At 58.5% G+C, this 15,647-nt stretch carries 15 protein-coding genes and 1 tRNA gene; 6 read left to right on the top strand and 10 right to left on the bottom strand.

Features of this window, described 5'->3' with window-relative positions; translation table 11 throughout:
• The first annotated feature begins 2 nt into the window (after positions 1 to 2).
• Positions 3 to 611, top strand: a complete 609-nt coding sequence (yfbR, locus tag ET418_RS02720; RefSeq protein ID WP_149306030.1) for a 5'-deoxynucleotidase — start codon at positions 3 to 5, stop codon at positions 609 to 611.
• A gap of 90 nt (positions 612 to 701) precedes the next feature.
• Here the strand turns inward: yfbR and ET418_RS02715 are convergent, their stop codons facing one another.
• Both ET418_RS02715 and ET418_RS02710 read right to left on the bottom strand, forming a co-directional pair.
• Positions 702 to 1,142, bottom strand: coding sequence for a heme-binding domain-containing protein (locus ET418_RS02715; RefSeq protein ID WP_149306029.1), 441 nt, complete (start codon positions 1,140 to 1,142; stop codon positions 702 to 704).
• A gap of 52 nt (positions 1,143 to 1,194) precedes the next feature.
• The gene (locus tag ET418_RS02710) at positions 1,195 to 2,202 is read right to left on the bottom strand and encodes a hypothetical protein (protein WP_149306028.1); all 1,008 of its coding nucleotides are present in this window, start codon (positions 2,200 to 2,202) and stop codon (positions 1,195 to 1,197) included.
• Positions 2,203 to 2,744: 542 nt separating this feature from the next.
• Here ET418_RS02710 and amrS point away from each other — a divergent pair.
• Both amrS and ET418_RS02700 read left to right on the top strand, forming a co-directional pair.
• Complete coding sequence (amrS, locus tag ET418_RS02705) at positions 2,745 to 3,755, top strand: AmmeMemoRadiSam system radical SAM enzyme (protein WP_149306027.1); 1,011 nt, start codon at positions 2,745 to 2,747, stop codon at positions 3,753 to 3,755.
• A 244-nt stretch (positions 3,756 to 3,999) separates the two neighbouring features.
• A complete protein-coding gene (locus tag ET418_RS02700) occupies positions 4,000 to 4,185 on the top strand; it encodes a hypothetical protein (protein ID WP_149306026.1) in 186 nt (61 codons plus the stop codon).
• Positions 4,186 to 4,249: 64 nt separating this feature from the next.
• Here ET418_RS02700 and ET418_RS02695 read toward each other — a convergent pair whose 3' ends face one another.
• From ET418_RS02695 to ET418_RS02670, 6 genes are all read right to left on the bottom strand, one after another.
• The gene (locus ET418_RS02695; RefSeq protein WP_149306025.1) at positions 4,250 to 5,623 is read right to left on the bottom strand and encodes a sigma-54-dependent transcriptional regulator; all 1,374 of its coding nucleotides are present in this window, start codon (positions 5,621 to 5,623) and stop codon (positions 4,250 to 4,252) included.
• Between the two features lie 230 nt (positions 5,624 to 5,853).
• Complete coding sequence (gene ychF / locus ET418_RS02690) at positions 5,854 to 6,948, bottom strand: redox-regulated ATPase YchF (protein WP_149306024.1); 1,095 nt, start codon at positions 6,946 to 6,948, stop codon at positions 5,854 to 5,856.
• A gap of 167 nt (positions 6,949 to 7,115) precedes the next feature.
• The gene (pth, locus tag ET418_RS02685; protein WP_149306023.1) at positions 7,116 to 7,697 is read right to left on the bottom strand and encodes an aminoacyl-tRNA hydrolase; all 582 of its coding nucleotides are present in this window, start codon (positions 7,695 to 7,697) and stop codon (positions 7,116 to 7,118) included.
• An 18-nt stretch (positions 7,698 to 7,715) separates the two neighbouring features.
• Positions 7,716 to 8,333, bottom strand: a complete 618-nt coding sequence (locus tag ET418_RS02680) for a 50S ribosomal protein L25 (RefSeq protein ID WP_149306022.1) — start codon at positions 8,331 to 8,333, stop codon at positions 7,716 to 7,718.
• A gap of 64 nt (positions 8,334 to 8,397) precedes the next feature.
• A complete protein-coding gene (locus tag ET418_RS02675) occupies positions 8,398 to 9,342 on the bottom strand; it encodes a ribose-phosphate pyrophosphokinase (RefSeq protein WP_149306021.1) in 945 nt (314 codons plus the stop codon).
• Positions 9,343 to 9,550: 208 nt separating this feature from the next.
• Positions 9,551 to 11,398: a B12-binding domain-containing radical SAM protein gene (locus tag ET418_RS02670; RefSeq protein WP_149306081.1), complete on the bottom strand. Its 1,848-nt coding sequence runs from the start codon at positions 11,396 to 11,398 to the stop codon at positions 9,551 to 9,553.
• Between the two features lie 431 nt (positions 11,399 to 11,829).
• On the opposite strand from ET418_RS02670, the gene ET418_RS02665 reads away from it, so the two are divergent.
• From ET418_RS02665 to ald, 3 genes are all read left to right on the top strand, one after another.
• Positions 11,830 to 12,186, top strand: a complete 357-nt coding sequence (locus ET418_RS02665; RefSeq protein ID WP_274596124.1) for an HU family DNA-binding protein — start codon at positions 11,830 to 11,832, stop codon at positions 12,184 to 12,186.
• Between the two features lie 144 nt (positions 12,187 to 12,330).
• On the top strand, positions 12,331 to 12,660 hold the full coding sequence (locus ET418_RS02660) for a hypothetical protein (RefSeq protein WP_149306019.1): 330 nt from the start codon (positions 12,331 to 12,333) through the stop codon (positions 12,658 to 12,660).
• A 774-nt stretch (positions 12,661 to 13,434) separates the two neighbouring features.
• Complete coding sequence (gene ald, locus ET418_RS02655; RefSeq protein ID WP_149306018.1) at positions 13,435 to 14,508, top strand: alanine dehydrogenase; 1,074 nt, start codon at positions 13,435 to 13,437, stop codon at positions 14,506 to 14,508.
• Positions 14,509 to 14,619: 111 nt separating this feature from the next.
• Here ald and ET418_RS02650 read toward each other — a convergent pair.
• Both ET418_RS02650 and ispE read right to left on the bottom strand, forming a co-directional pair.
• Positions 14,620 to 14,694 (bottom strand) — tRNA-Gln (locus tag ET418_RS02650).
• Between the two features lie 25 nt (positions 14,695 to 14,719).
• Positions 14,720 to 15,562: a 4-(cytidine 5'-diphospho)-2-C-methyl-D-erythritol kinase gene (gene ispE, locus ET418_RS02645; RefSeq protein ID WP_149306017.1), complete on the bottom strand. Its 843-nt coding sequence runs from the start codon at positions 15,560 to 15,562 to the stop codon at positions 14,720 to 14,722.
• Positions 15,563 to 15,647 lie beyond the last annotated feature (85 nt).

The raw sequence follows: 15,647 nt of genomic DNA, 5'->3' as shown, positions 1-15,647 counted from the left end.
AGATGCAGCAGGCAGAGAAGCAGGACGGCACCTACGATTTCTTCGCCTTTCTGGCGCGTATGCGCTACATCAGCCGTTGGGGCCTGATGCGCAACACCGTGCCGGAGAATATCCAGGAGCACAGTCTGGATGTGGCGGTGATCGCCCATGCCCTGGCCATGATCCGCAAGACCTATTTCGGCGGCGTCCTGGACCCGTCCCGGGCCGCGCTCTTCGGTATCTTCCACGATGCCAGCGAGATCTTCACCGGCGATATGCCCACGCCGGTCAAGCACTTCAACCCCAATTTCAAGCGTTCTTTCCACCAGTTGGAAGACCGGGCGCGCCGCAAGCTCCTGGCCATGCTGCCGCCCGAACTGGCCAAGGAATACGAGCCGCTCTTCTTTTTCGAAGGCGATGAGGAGTACCGTGTTCTGGTCAAGGCTGCCGACAAGATCGCCGCCTTGGCCAAGTGCATCGAAGAGGATAAATCCGGCAATCTCGAATTCCGGCGGGCCGGGGCCGAGCATCTGGAGGCCCTCTCCAATAGCCCGCTGCCCGAGGTGCGCTATTTTCTGGAAAAGTTCCTGCCCGGCTACCGGCTGTCCCTGGACGAGTTGCGCCTGGGGTAGTGCTGGGGAATTACGGGAATAAAAAAACGCGTCCGGCATGTTTGCCGGGCGCGTTTTTTGTTTATTCTGGGGTCACATAGTTGCTGAGAGTCAGGGTTTGGCCGTCCCTTTCATGGTCGCCGCCAAGCCTTGAAGCAAAGCCTTCCGCGAGGCGTCGTCCAGCCGGGCATGGGGGTGGGCGATGCGGTACTGGAACGGGGGCATGTCCCCTGACTCCACCTCTCTGGTTGCCCTATCGGGTTTCTCTCCCTTGCCCCCCTGCCACTGGGAAAAGTTCAGGTGCCTACGCGCTTCGACCACATCGTAATAAACCAGCCACGAGGCCGGGGCAATCCGTGAATACCAGGGCCAGACGGTTTCGTTGCTGTGGCAGTCGAAACAGGCCTGTTTTACGAGGTTGTGCGTAGCGGGGCTGTCCCAGGCCGGTTCATTGACCACCGGCGGATTTGTATGGTCCTTCCCGTAGGGGACCAGTTGACTGGCTGCGGCAAGGACGATGAGAATAGCGAGTGACTTCCTGACGATGCTCATGGGTATGCTCCCTTGTGGAGTATGGTAGCTTGGCCGTAGTGGAGTCCCGGGATTATGCTATCAGGTACGGGGTGACGGCTGTCTCGTTCAGGTCGTTCGCAACGGTGATGATTTCTTCGGCACCGTTGCAGCGGACCTTGACCCGGCAGGCGGCGGTCTGCTCGGCCTTGGTGTAGCGCAAAAGGATGCGCGCTGCCAGCCCAATGCCGGCGGGGTCCTGGTCGCCGATGATGACCCCTGCGGGCGTATTGCCGTCCATCCAGGTAATGGCCGTCTCGCCCGTCTGCATCACGTTCTCCAGGAGATTGTTATCCGCCTCGTTGCGTCCGATGATGACCTTGGTGCGTGCCCCGATGCGGAAGTGGCGGCCGATCTTGAGCAGACGGCAATCCCGGAGGTTGAGTTCGTCGCTGTGGTCGAAGATATCCTGGACCTTGGGGACGAAGGAAAGCTCGGTCAACAGGCAACCGCCGGCGGGGCAGGGGTAGTTCCTCACGTCCATCTCGTCGGCGAGCTGAATCTGATCCTTGCGGGAACGCCCCCTGATGGCGAGGAGTTTTTCCCGGTCGATCCAGCCCTCCCGTTCGGGGAGGGTCGGAGGGAGGAAATGGGCCGACAACGGACGCAGCAGCAGGTCTTCCAGGCCGCTTTCCCGCTCGATCACCCGCATGGCGTCGCGGCGCTGGCTCATGGGCCTCTGTCCGAGCACCTCGCCGGTGAAGACGAAGTCGGCACCGCTCTCAGTCATGTATTCCTTGGCCTTGCGCAACAGGTAGATGCGGCAATCGATGCAGGGGTTGATCCCCTTGCCGTAACCGTGGCGCGGGTTGCGGACCACCTCCAGGTAGTCGAGCCCCTTGTTCATGACCTTGATGGGGATCTGGAATTCCTCGGCCACCCGGACCGCCTCGGATTTGCAACCGGCGTTCTTGCCGGTGCAGGTGCAGAAGGGGGAGGTAAAGTTGAGGGCCTCCACGTCAATGCCCAGGTCGAGCATCAGCTTGACGGCAAGGGTGGAATCAAGCCCGCCAGAGAGGAGGGCCAGTGCTTTGCGTTTCATCTTGAACTCCTGGGGCTCCATGATACGGCCTATCGTGAACGGAAGGTGTCGCATCACAGGACCAATGGTATTTTTCAGGTGATTCCGGGTGATAATTTTCGGCAGACCATTACGTTCCTACCAAAATGCAGCGTAATCCGCTGATGCCGCAGATTCGCAATTCCGTGAAAACAGGTTGAAATTTAACAATCTATCAAAATAGCAAGTATGTTCTCACAAGTCTAGACAATTAAATTCCTGCGTGTGCGGCTATTCACAAAATACGTTGGAAAACGCGTCAATACTCCAGGATTGCACCTATTATTGGGCACTGATTTTATGATAATGATGCCGAAGGCCTTGCGTTGCGTGATCAATTGCGTGTCAGTGTTCTTGCAGTATAGTTAAAACAAGTCGTACGTGCCGGGCAGAACGCCCGTGGCCACGTGGATTGCATGGAGATCATCACGCACGGCAGGGCTGCAGCACGAGCGATATCTGCCGTCAGCGTTCAGCCAGAGCAACTTAATATGGCAATGGCACCGGACGCACAGGAGGAGACCATGAAGGAAGCGCTGTTTTATGAACGGGAAGAAGACAGCCGGGTGCGCTGCGGCCTTTGCCGCTTCCGATGCCTGATCGCCGATGGGGCGCGGGGCATCTGCATGGTCCGGGAAAACCGGGGTGGTACCCTGTACAGCTTGGTCTACGGTAAACTCTGCGCCGAGCATGTTGATCCAATCGAAAAAAAACCGCTCTTCCATGTCATGCCGGGAAGCAGGTCGTATTCCATTGCAACGGTGGGGTGCAACTTCCGCTGCCGCCACTGCCAGAACTACTCCATTTCCCAGGTGGAGCGGGATGCACCGATCCCGGGCGTGGAGCTGACCCCTCAGGAGATCGTTCAGAGCGCCAGGAATAACGACTGCCGTTCTATCTCCTACACCTATACCGAGCCGACCATCTTCTTCGAGTTCGCCTACGACACCGCCCGCCTCGCCAAGGAGGCAGGGCTGCGCAATATTTTCGTCACCAATGGCTACATCAGCAAAGAGGCGCTGGCGATGATCACGCCATACCTGGATGCCGTCAATATCGACCTGAAGGGCTTCTCCGAAAGTTTTTACCGCGACGTTGTCCATGCCCGTCTCTCCGAAGTCCTCGACTCGATCATCGAGCATCGCAACCAGGGGATCTGGATTGAACTCACCACCCTGATTATCCCGGGGCTCAACGACTCTGACGCCGAGTTGAAGGGCATAGCAGCGTTCATCGTTGACAACCTTGGGGTCGACACCCCTTGGCATGTGACCCAGTTCTACCCCACCTACCAGTTGACCGACCGTCCGCGAACGCCCGTGGATACCTTGAGAAAGGCGCGGAAGATCGGCCGCGCCGCCGGGCTGCGCTATGTTTACGAAGGCAACGTGCCCGGCGAAGGCGGTGAGAACACCCGGTGCCCCTCCTGTTCAACACTGCTGATCGAGCGTTACGGTTTTTCCATAGGCACCAACAGGATTCGCAATGGGGCCTGTCCCGAATGCGGTGCCGCCATAGCTGGCATCGGCATCTGATGCGCATGGCGGAGCTTGCAGCAGGTCGGGCACGTGGATGGCGGTGGCAGCCGTTCGCGCCCGGTGAAAACAAAGCCGCATATCCGGCATTCTGCTGGTGTGGCCCGCATCGTCGCCCCTGCCCATGATCCGCTGAAGAGACGTGATAACGTTCAGCACCGCCTTGACATTGCAATGGCGAGAGATACCTTTAACCATATCCAGACGGAAAATAGCAGGGACGTCAATCAAGGAGGTGTTCTAAATGACAGTTCAGACTGATGAAAAAGAGGAGAAAAAAATCGAGGGGCTGACAAGGGAAGCCGAAATCCTGATAGAGGAGGAAGCCTCTAAGAAGGATCTCAAAGAGAAGCGGGGGGTCATCAAGCAAACGTATTATGATGGCTCAAAAAAACTGAAACACATCGTCCCGAAAGGAAAACGCATATAGCCGGGCGATACTGTTACCGTAACGTCGGTACGCTGTTGTTTGCCGACAGCGATGATCCGCAGCCCTACATGCTGAGGCGTTTCATCTTTTCGACCAGGGTTGTCCGGTTGATGCCGAGCAGTGTGGCTGCCTTTGCCTTCACCCCCCCGGCCATGGCCAGGGCTTGCGAGATCAATGATTTTTCGATGGTGGTCAGGGAATCGACCATGTTGATCCCCTGACCGGTCAGTTCGATGTACGGTCCGCCCGATGCCATCCTCTGGCCGCTGATCCCTGTGGGGAGGTCTTCATAGCGGATAACGTCCCCCTCCGTCAGGGCCACCAGCCGTTCCACCATGTTTTCCAGCTCCCGCACGTTGCCCGGCCAGGCATACTCTTCCAACGCCTCCAGGGCGTGCTTGTTGATGGTCATGGGCGTGCGCGACATCACCCGGCAGCATTTTGCCAGGAAATGTTCCACCAGCGCCATGATGTCGGACTGGCGTTCCCGCAGGGGAGGGAGGTGCAGGGGGATGACATTGAGGCGGTAGAAGAGGTCTTCGCGAAACTTGTTCTGGCGGACCTGCTGCTCCAGGTCCAGGTTGGTGGCCGAGATGATCCGCACGTCCAGTTTGACCGGTTTGTTTGAACCGACCCGTTCCAGTTCCTGCTCCTGGATGACGCGCAGCAGCTTGGTTTGCAGGTGCTGGGGCATGGTCCCGATCTCGTCCAGGAAGATGGTCCCGTGATTGGCTGCCTCGAATTTTCCGGCCTTGTCCTTGATGGCGCCGGTGAAGGCGCCGCGCACATGACCGAACAGTTCGCTCTCCAGCAGGGTCTCCGGTATGGCGCTGCAGTTGACGGCAATGAACGGTTTGTCCCGGCGGTTGCCGTTGTAATGGAGGGCCCGGGCCACCAGCTCCTTGCCGGTGCCCGATTCCCCGCTGATCAATACGGTCGAGTCGGTCTTGACGATGCGGGTCATCCGTTCGAAGACCAGGGTCATTGCCGGGGAACTGCCGATGATGTTGCTGAACTCGAAACGCTTCTGGAGTTGCTTGCGCAGGTAGATATTTTCGGAGAGGAGTTGCTGCTTCTCCAGGGCTTTGCCGATGACCAGTTTCAGTTCGTCGAAATTGACCGGTTTGGTTATGTAGTCGCAGGCACCTTCCTTCATGGCCCGCACCGCTGTTTCGGCGGAGGCATGACCGGTGATGACGATGACCTCGGTGGAAGGGGAGATGGTGCGGGCGCTCTGCAGGATGTCGAACCCGCTTTTGTCCGGCAGGAACAGGTCGGAGACGATAAGTTTGAACGGCTCCTGGGCCATGAGTTCGAGGGCCGCTTCACCGGTGGCTGCCGAGGCAATGCTGTACCCGACCGATTTAAGGAGCAGTTCCAGGGCCTCGCGCCCCGAGTCGTCGTCGTCAATCAGGAGTATCCGGGTGTCGTGTGTCATCGTAGCAACCTCAACTAAACCTTTTAACAGGCTATTGAACCCCCCGGGTTGTTCAAAAATAGTCAGATCGTCGCACCCGCAGAAGGCCCTGCGGAGGCGTAGCAGCGCTACACCGCACAATTTCACTCGTGAAATTGGACCGCGAAGGCGCCCGAAGGGTGAGGCCAAAGGCCTCAGTCACAAAAGGGCTTTCGAGGACGGCGGCGAGATGGCTGTTTTTCAACAACCCCTTAAACGTTGAAGCGGAAATGCATCACATCCCCGTCCTTTACCACGTACTCCTTGCCTTCCAGGCGCATGAGCCCCTTTTCCTTGGCCCCGGCCTCGCCGTTGCACGAGATGAAGTCGGCATAGGCGATCACCTCGGCCCGGATAAAACCCTTTTCAAAGTCGGAATGGATCACACCGGCAGCTTGGGGAGCCTTGGTGCCGTTGACGATGGTCCAGGCCCGCACTTCCTTGACGCCGGCGGTGAAATAGGTGATCAGCCCCAGCAGTTCGTAGCCGCTGCGGATCAGGCGGTCCAGGCCCGCTTCCGCCAGCCCCATGTCGTGGAGGAACGCCTGTTTTTCCTCGCCCTCCAGCTCCGATATCTCGGCTTCGAGCTTGCCGCAGATCACCACCGCCCCGGCGCCTTCCGCCGTGGCAATCTCCCGTACCTGAGCCACAAAGGGGTGCTCGCCGCCCAGGTCGTCCTCGGCCACGTTAGCCACATACAGGACCGGTTTGTCGGTCAAGAGGTGCAGGTCCCGCAGCCAGAGCCGCTCATCCTCGTTTTCCGCCACGCCGCGGAGCCTTTTGACCTGTTCCAGCAAAGCCCGGACCCGCTGGTAGAAGGCGACCTCGTCCTTGGCCTTCTTGTCGCCGCTGCGCGCCATTTTGTCGGCCCGCAGGATCTTCTTGTCCACCGTGTCCAGATCGGCCAGGGCCAGTTCGGTGTTGATCACTTCGATGTCGTCGGCCGGCGAGACGCGGCCGCTCACATGCACCACATTATCGTCGTCAAAACAGCGCACCACATGGACGATGGCGTCCACGCTGCGGATATGGCCCAGGAACTGGTTGCCAAGTCCCTCTCCCGAACTGGCCCCCTTGACCAGGCCGGCGATGTCCACGAACTCGATGGTGGTGGGCTGGATCTTCTGCGGTTTGACAATGGCCGAGAGCTGATCCATACGCGGGTCGGGCACCTGTACGATCCCCACGTTGGGGTCGATGGTGCAGAAGGGGTAGTTGGCCGATTCGGCGCCGGCCGAGGTCAGTGCGTTGAAGATGGTGGACTTGCCCACGTTGGGCAGCCCGACGATACCGCAGTTAAAACCCATGATTTCATCCTCAATAAAGTACTATTCAAAAGTCGATTCTGCCACAGAGACACGGAGACTCAGAGAAAACCAAAACCAGAGTTATTACAAACGAAAAGCAACGATTAACACTTTTTGTGCTTCTCTCTGTGAACCTCTGTGTCTCCGTGGCAGGTTCTGTTGTGATTTCAGCCTTCCAGGAAGTTGCGATTGTTGAACATGCTCATGGCCTTGGGCAATCCCTCGTCCAGCATCATCTCCAGCATGTCCCGGCCGCCGTCCAGTATCTTGGGAAAGGTCTCCATCTGGTCCGGAGGGATGTTCCCCAGAACGTAATTGCTCGTATCCCCGTGGACCGGTTTGCCGATGCCGATACGCAGCCTGATGAAATCCCCCTTGCCGAGTTGTTCCATAATGGAACGCAGGCCGTTATGCCCGCCATGCCCGCCACCTTGCTTGAAGCGTGCTGTTCCGAACGGCAGGTCGAGCTCGTCATGGATCACGACCAGGTTCGACAGGGGGAGTTTGTAAAACTGGAGCGCTTGCATGACCGACTTTCCTGAGAGGTTCATGAAGGTCTGCGGCTTGAGCAGGATCAGGCGGTCGTCGCCGCGGCTCCATTCGCCCGCCAGTCCGGAAAAGGACTTGCGGGTTATGGAGAGGTTTTCCCGGTGAGCCAGGCGATCCAAAAAAAGGAAACCCGCATTGTGGCGGGTCCATTGGTACATGGGGCCGGGATTACCCAGCCCCGCTATGAGTAAAGTCTTCATGGAATAAAACTGATCCGGTTACGCGGCAGGTTCGGCGGGGGCAGCAGCCGCTGCGGCATCTTCTTCCGCTTCTTCCTTGGTCCTGCCGAGGACGCTGACCACGGGGGTCTTGGGGGTTTCGAGCAGTTTGACCCCATCCGGGAGAGGAATCTCGCCGATGTGGATCGAGTGGTTGAGTTGCAGGTTGGTGATGTCGATCTCGATGGTGTCGGGGATATTGCCCGGCAGACATTCCACGTGCAGTTCGTGATGGGCCAGGTCCAGCAGGCCGCCTTCCTTGACCCCTGCGGCGGTGCCCTTCAGGATGACCGGGACCGTAACGCGCAGTTTTTCGTTCATGTTGATGCGGTGGAGGTCAACGTGGCGATAGGTGCCTCTGAGCGCATCACGCTGCATATCGGCAATGATGGCCATACTCTGGTCCAGGCTGCCGCCTCCCACCAGGGTGATCAGGTTGTTCTGGCCGCCTTCGCCTGCAAGGGCATCCTGAAGATCGCGATATTTGATGCTTACCGCAACAGGATCCATTCCCTTGCCGTACACGACGCCGGGGACCATATCGGCAATTCTCAACTGGCGGCTGACGCCCTTGCCGGTCTTCGATCTCAGTTCGATGTTCATCAGTTTCTGTTGCATACAGTGTTCCTCCACGTGTAGTGATGGGGCGGACCCCACCCTGTACAATTATAAAAATATGTTCCTAAACAAAAAGCGAGCTGACGGATTCATCCTCGTGGATGCGGCGGATGGCCTCCGCCAGAAGCCCCGACACGGACAGCATCGTGATCTTCGTTGTCATGTTTTCCTTGTCTCCCAGGGGGAGGGTGTCGGTCAACACGACCTCGGAGATCTCCGAATTGTTGATACGTTCGATGGCCGGACCGGAGAGCACGCCATGGGTGGCGCAGGCATAGACGGCAGTGGCGCCGTTCTCCTTGAGCGCCTTGGCCGCCTGGGTCAGTGTGCCGGCGGTGTCGATCATGTCGTCCAGAATGATGGCGATCTTGCCGCGCACATCGCCGATCAGGTGCATGACCTCGGCGACGTTGGGGCCGGTGCGGCGTTTATCGATCACCGCCAGTGAGCATTCCAGCCGTTTGGCAAAAGCCCGGGCGCGTTCGGTGCCGCCCGCATCCGGGGTTACCATCACGATCGGCTGGCCGTCGAAGCGGCCTTTCAGGTGATTGAGGATGACGGGTGCCGCATAGAGGTTGTCCACCGGGATATCGAAGAACCCCTGGATCTGGCCGGCGTGCAGGTCTACCGTTACCACCCGGTCGATACCGGCCGTGGTGATCAGGTCGGCCACCAGCTTGGCGGTGATCGGGGTACGGGGCGCGGCCTTGCGATCCTGGCGGGCGTATCCGTAATAGGGGACCACGGCGGTGATGGTCGCGGCGGAGGCCCGTTTGAGGGCGTCGGTCATGACCAGCAGTTCCATCAGGTTGTCGTTGGTCGGGGCACAGGTGGACTGGATGACATAGACATCACGGCCACGAACGTTTTCGTTGATTTCAACCATGACCTCGCCGTCCGAAAATCTGCGGACACGGGCCGCCCCCAACGGCATCTTGAGGGCCTCGCAAATTTTCAGGGCAAGGGTGGGGTTGGAATTGCCGGAAAAGATTTTGATCTTGTCGAGCATAATAATTTGTCTGCCTCTCAGCCGAAAGGGACTATACCGGGCTCTACGCGCGGAAATCCCTGAATTTCCAAAAAGGAAATGAAAGATATACTAAAACGACCGTCAAAATGCAACCTCTTTCGCTCATGGGACGCTTATTCCCTGCCGGAGGCCTCCAAACCGGCTCGGACGTGCGTTTGCCCGGCCGTGGTGCGCGAGGGGCATGGCATCAGCTCCGCAGCACGATCCCCTCGGTCAGGGCAAACAGAAGAAAATGCGTTGCCTCGTCGGCCTCAAGCTCCAGGTCGGCAGCGATGCGCCCTGCCGGGTCCGTGCCGTTCAGGCGCTCCAGAAGGCGGAAATAGGGCTCGGCCAGGGACTCGGTGCAGACCCCGTCGCGGCCCGGATAGATGGCGGCAAAGGAGCCGACCGGGACCAGGGTGTCGGCCAGGCGTCGGATGTCCGGCACGCCGGCATCCAGTATCTCCAGGATTTCGTAGCGAAATTCCACCAGGCGGACCGACCCTGCCAGCCGCAGTGGTATGTGGAGGAGGCGGCCCTTGTCCTTGTTTCGTCCCGGCGGTTGTTCCGGCGGGGTCAGGAGTGCGGCGGCATAGTGGTAGTGGTAATCCACCAGGTCGAGAACCACGGGCAGAAGCCGTTTCAGGCCCGGTTTGCCGAATGCGCTGCCCAGAAAGTCCCGTTGGAGTTGCCAGACCGTCTGGTCGTCCAGATCGCTTTCACTGATCTGCGCATCTTGCACGGTCAGCAGCCATTGGGAAAACAGGTTCAGAAAATCGCTGGGGGATGTTTTGAGGGCTTTGACGGCCTCATTGAACCAGGCCACGGCCTTGCCCCGGGTGTAGAAGATGTCGCAGGCCGTTGCCAGGCGCCGCGCCACGGTCATGTCGCCGGCCGAGATCGTGGGGGAGGAGAGCAGGGTGTAGGGCGGCTGGGGCAGGTGGTTGAGGCCGATGGCGGCGCTCCGTTCGGCGAGGGGGGTGCCGGGCAGCACCGCCAGGGGGAAGATGTCCAGGTGGTTGGGGTAGAGCGCCAGGGCAAAGTCCAGGCTGCGGCGGAAACCCGCCAGGGTGTCGCCGGGCAGGCCGTAGATGAGGTCGAAGCCGAAGGTGGCGCCGCTTTCGTTGAGCAGGCTGATCCGTGCGACAAAGTCGTCGGGCCGAAAGGAACGCCCAACCCCCCGCAGGACATGGCTGTCGGCGCTTTGCAGGCCGATCTGCAGCGAACAGGTGATTTGGGAGAAGAGGTTGGCCAGTTCCCGGTCGATGAACTCGCTGCGGACTTCGAAGTGGAAGTGGATGCCGGGCGCGATCCTTTTGATCAGCCTCAGGATGGCCTTGGCCCTTTTCAAGTCCTGGTTGAACGTGGAATCGAGCACAAAGACCTGGGATACCCCGCCCTTGGCAAAATGGCGCAGTTCGGATTCGATCCGCTCCAGGGAAAAACGCCGTACGCCGTGCTGGCCCCGGGAGTCGAAACAAAAATCGCAGGTAAAGCCGCATCCACGGGAAAGCTGCCACAGGATGCCCGGATAACGGCCGTAATCCAGAAAGCCCTCCAGGTAAGGGGAGGGGATGACGTCCAGATCGGCCAAGGGGGCGGCGGGGGTAAAGGGCGTCGCCGCCCCTGGCAGCAGTATGCCGGGGATGCCCTCCAGGGGGGCGTTGCCGGCCAGTCGCGTGCAGAGGGTCGCAAAAGGTTTTTCCCCTTCACCCACGATGACCAGGTCCAGGGAAGACCCGTCAAGCACACCGTGCGGGTCGGCGGTCACCTCCGGCCCGCCGGCGAAGAGCAGCACCCGGGGCATGCGGCGGCGCACCTCGGCCGCGATTGCCAGGCAGGCGGCTCGGTTCCACACATACAGGGAAAAACCGATGGCTGCAGGCTGCCGTTCCGCCAGGTTGTGGGCACACGCGAGGGCGTCGTCGCCGACAAAAAAGTCCTCCAAGCGTATTTCTGCGCCTGTTTCGGCCGCAAAGCCTTTTAAAAAGGCGTTGGCCAGGGGAATCGCCTGGGGGGAAGGGGCGGGATGAAGCGAGACAAGGGTGATGCGCACGGGTGCGAATCCTTTCAAGAAGCGTCCGGTAAGGAGACGCCCAGGCGGTTTGCGGCCGGTACAATGAAAAAGGGCTAGCTTGGTAAGCTAACCCTATTGGTAGCGATCCTTCTTTGTTTCTTGGAAGAATTACTACAATTCCATGGCAAAGTCAATAGCAAAATCAATATGTTCGCTCGATACGGCCAGGGCGCTCCGGGGATCTGTGCCCGGTGTTTACACTACCTGCACCATTGTATACCAGCAAATTATATGCGTAGGTCGTCGCCAAGCCGCATTTTTATTGGCAATTTGCAAAGGGTTTGTGATATGTGTATGAAAAATAGCAAGAAGTAGCAGGTAAACCTGAGAGTGGTCGTCGCAAGAATCTAGTCTGATCTACAAGAAGCAATGCTCTGATTCATGTACAGATGCCTTCGTAATGGAGGCTAATTCATAGAGCTCGAAAGGAGAGCACAATGACCAAGGCAGAGCTGGCAGTAAAGATCGCAGAGGCGGCAGGAATCACCAAGACGCAGGCTGAAAAGGCCCTCAAGGGGTTCATCGATGCTACAACCGCAGCACTCAGGAGCGGCGAAAAAGTCACCTTGATCGGCTTCGGTACCTTCAGTGCGGTCACGCGAAAAGCTCGTACCGGACGGAACCCCCAGACCGGCAAGGCTCTCAAGATTCCGGCCAAGACCGTTGGCAAGTTCTCCGCAGGCAAACCTTTGAAAGACCTTAAGGCTGCTGCTCCGAAGAAAGCCGCTCCCAAAAAGGCGACTCCTAAAAAGGCAAAAAAGAAATAGCTCTGTACCAGTGGGTGGCTTTTTTAAACCCAGCATGGCCGGGGCGCCACACAAGCAAAGGCCGTTTTCGCACAGAAAACGGCCTTTATTTCAGTTCTCCGCAAAAAACTCTTCCCAATGACCGCAGGCGAGGGACGCAAGCCTATGGATGACAAGCAAACCCCTGACGCAGCCGGATTCGGTCCCGGGCTTGCCGTGATTCGCAAACGACGCAGGTATTTTTTCGGAACCGTCGCCATCTACATACCGGCCATGTGGATCATCCATTCAATTTCGCCGACCTACCGTACGATGGGCACCTCCATCGGGATATGGGTCGTTATTCTCATTATTACCATGTTCTGGTCGGCGGTGTGCGTCTGCCCCCGCTGCGGAAATCTTTTCCATGTCAATGGTATGACCCTCCTTTATTTGCGCAAATGTCTCCATTGCCAGCTCCACATCAACGCCGACAAAAAAACCTCGGACGCCTGAAAATACCGCGACGGCACCAACCCGCTCATAATCGCATTCCTTCACATTTCGCAATGAGCCTCGCCTTGATAGCGGAGGCCGCAGAGGCTTTGCCCAGGTAGTTATGGGCGGTATTGTTGTTGCCCGTGCCGTTGTCGGCGTTATGCGCTGGGGTGGGGGACTTACGCAGCAAAGAGGCACCTCCATCTATCGATGAAGATGCCCCTTTACTTTGATTCTTTGCCTCTATGCTCCGGGTCGGATGATCCTCGGAGATTCAGTGATCCGGCTCGAACGGCACCGGCTCGCAGACGCTGGCGCTGCTGTGGGTTTTCGCCCCGCATCTGGAACAATAGAATGCGGGTTCACTGCTCAATTGGGCGCGCTGTCGGCTATCGGTAACCGCGCATATCTTTGCACTTTTGCTTGCCATGACCTGATCCCCCTTTCGGGACGTGTCGTCTATCGTGCTACTTTATTATCATCATAAACCTTTTTCGGAAAATGGGCAAAAAGAGTGGTGAGCGGTTTAGGCGTGATTGGAGGGAGTCCATTGCTGCCCGGATTTTATCCCGCTGCCCCTCTGTATCTCTCATAGCCGTGCCTCATGTCCGGTTATCCGGCGTCTACTCACCCTCGGGGGGGGAGGCTGCTATAAAATTTAGTATAACACGTGAATTCTTGTCCGACCGTTTCGGGCGCAAGGGCGGAAAGATGGTAAACTTAATGGCAAACTGAGGAATCATGAGCCAACAACATGGCGATCATAACGAACGGCAGAGAATGGAGGATGCCATGATAATAGCCGTTCCCAAAGAGATCAAGAGAGAAGAATACCGGGTGGCCCTTACACCGGCCGGTGCCGCGGAACTGACAAAGGCGGGTCACAAGGTGCTTGTGGAGAGCGGCGCGGGGAGCGGGAGCGGCTTTTATGACGATCACTACCGGCAGAACGGCGCCACGATTGTTACTCACAAAGAGCTGTTCCGGCGGGGCGAGCTGATTGTCAAGGTTAAGGAACCACTGCCGGAGGAATTTGATCTATTCCGGGAAGGACAGACCCTCTTTGCCTACCTTCACCTGGCCCCCAATCGCAAATTGACTATGTTTCTCGTGGAAAGGAGGATTACCGCCCTGGCTTATGAAACCCTTGAAATCAACGGCGACCTCCCGCTACTGGCCCCCATGAGCGAGGTGGCAGGCCGGATGGCCCCCCTGGTGGCGGCTTGGTTGTTGCAAAGGTGCATGGGAGGAGGCGGCCTGCTTCCGACGGGTGCGGTGGGGGTACGACCTGCCAAGGCGCTCATCCTGGGGGCTGGTACGGTTGGTTCCCATGCAGCTCGGGTTGCGACGGGCATCGGCATGGAGACCGTCGTGCTGAATCGGGGGATCGAGCGGCTGCGGCGGATCGACGAGTTGACGGGCGGCCGGGTGCGAACCGGGTCGTTGGTGAGAGAAACCATCAGCACCGAGATAAGGGATGCGGATGTGGTCATCGGCGCGGTCTTGACGCCGGGCGGCAGGACTCCGTTGCTCATAACGGGGGAGATGGTGGGCGAGATGAAGAAGGGGGCGGTAATTGTCGACGTCGCGGTGGACCAGGGCGGCTGCGTCGAGACGACCCGTCCCACGACACATGGCGATCCCTTCTACCTTGTAGACGGCATTGTCCACTATGCTGTCGCCAACATGCCTGGGGCCTACCCGCAAACCTCCACCCTGGCCTTGACCAATGCCACACTCCCCTACGTGATGATGCTTGCCGAACACGGGGTAGAGCGGGCTGTTGCCAAGCTGCCAGCCTTGGCAACAGCGGTGAACGTCCGGGAGGGGAGGATTGTCCATCCGGCTCTGCCACCTGTGTCATGAGATAGTGAAAAAAGCTACCGTGTGCCTCAACTTAATTTCTGCAAAGCATAACTGTGATGATTTAAAATAACAAAACAGCCACCTGCGAATTAACGTAAGTGGCTGTTTTATTGGCTGGGGCGGCAGGGATCGAACCTGCGAATGCCGGAATCAAAATCCGGTGCCTTACCGCTTGGCGACGCCCCAATAAACAAAGAGGAAGAAATCGTATCTAGATTGTTTCGGCAACGGCGGCGAACCAACCGGTGTCGGCGGTCAGAACGGCGCGGGCTCGTTCGGCGCTTTCCCGGTCCCGGAAGAGACCGAAGACGGTGGGGCCGCTGCCGGACATCATGGCGCCTGCCGCACCCTCGCGAAGCATGATTTCCTTGATCTCGGCAATTACGGGAAAAGCGGGGATGGTTACCGATTCCAGGTCGTTGGAAAAGATCGAACAGATATCCTCAATACTCCGAAAAAGCTCGGGGAGTTTAGCCAGACCGTCCCGGTTTGTCAACTGTAAACTTCGATAAACCCAGGCCGTGGAAACATGCACACCGGGGTTGACCAGCAACACCCAGACGGGCGGCATGGCGGGCATGGGGGCGAGCTGTTCGCCGACGCCCTCCGCCAGGGCCGGTTTTTGAAAGACGAAGAAGGGCACATCGGCCCCCAGGGTAAGGCCGATCTCCATGAGGCGCTGTTCCGAGAGCTGAAGGCCCAACAGCTCATTCATGCCCATCAGCACCGTGGCGGCATCGCTGCTCCCCCCGCCCAACCCGGCCGCAACAGGGATGTTCTTGGCGATGTCGATGACCGCCCCCACCCCCTGGTCCGCCAGGTCGAGCAAGGCTTTGGCAGCCTTCCAGGCGATGTTTCCCGGCCCGTCGGGCACGCCGTTTTTGCCGCAGGTAACGGTGATGCCGGGGGTCTCGGTCAGGGTAATGGTAATCATATCACACAGGTTGACCCGCTGCATGACCATGCGCAGATCGTGATAGCCGTCGGGGCGCCGCCGGATCACGTCCAGGCGGTAGTTGACCTTGGCAGGGGCTTGTAACGTCAGGCTCTTCACACACACTCCATGGTTGCGGGGCGCACCCCGCAGTGATGTGGGTTGAAATCGGGAATATTTACTTAACGCAAGAGCCCCTTAAAGG

Source organism: Oryzomonas rubra, assembly GCF_008369015.1.
In the GTDB taxonomy this organism is placed as follows: Bacteria; Desulfobacterota; Desulfuromonadia; order Geobacterales; family Pseudopelobacteraceae; genus Oryzomonas; species Oryzomonas japonica.
The sequence above is the reverse complement of the archived record's forward strand: the minus strand, read 5'-3'. Positions and strand labels throughout refer to the sequence as shown.

What these genes read in the sequence shown, in the direction of transcription:
- yfbR (WP_149306030.1), top strand. Translation starts at nt 3, where the DNA reads ATGCAGCAGGCAGAGAAGCAGGACGGCACCTACGATTTCTTCGCCTTT.
- ET418_RS02715 (WP_149306029.1), bottom strand. Translation starts at nt 1,142, where the DNA reads ATGAGCATCGTCAGGAAGTCACTCGCTATTCTCATCGTCCTTGCCGCA.
- ET418_RS02710 (WP_149306028.1), bottom strand. Translation starts at nt 2,202, where the DNA reads ATGAAACGCAAAGCACTGGCCCTCCTCTCTGGCGGGCTTGATTCCACC.
- amrS (WP_149306027.1), top strand. Translation starts at nt 2,745, where the DNA reads ATGAAGGAAGCGCTGTTTTATGAACGGGAAGAAGACAGCCGGGTGCGC.
- ET418_RS02700 (WP_149306026.1), top strand. Translation starts at nt 4,000, where the DNA reads ATGACAGTTCAGACTGATGAAAAAGAGGAGAAAAAAATCGAGGGGCTG.
- ET418_RS02695 (WP_149306025.1), bottom strand. Translation starts at nt 5,623, where the DNA reads ATGACACACGACACCCGGATACTCCTGATTGACGACGACGACTCGGGG.
- ychF (WP_149306024.1), bottom strand. Translation starts at nt 6,948, where the DNA reads ATGGGTTTTAACTGCGGTATCGTCGGGCTGCCCAACGTGGGCAAGTCC.
- pth (WP_149306023.1), bottom strand. Translation starts at nt 7,697, where the DNA reads ATGAAGACTTTACTCATAGCGGGGCTGGGTAATCCCGGCCCCATGTAC.
- ET418_RS02680 (WP_149306022.1), bottom strand. Translation starts at nt 8,333, where the DNA reads ATGCAACAGAAACTGATGAACATCGAACTGAGATCGAAGACCGGCAAG.
- ET418_RS02675 (WP_149306021.1), bottom strand. Translation starts at nt 9,342, where the DNA reads ATGCTCGACAAGATCAAAATCTTTTCCGGCAATTCCAACCCCACCCTT.
- ET418_RS02660 (WP_149306019.1), top strand. Translation starts at nt 12,331, where the DNA reads ATGGATGACAAGCAAACCCCTGACGCAGCCGGATTCGGTCCCGGGCTT.
- ald (WP_149306018.1), top strand. Translation starts at nt 13,435, where the DNA reads ATGATAATAGCCGTTCCCAAAGAGATCAAGAGAGAAGAATACCGGGTG.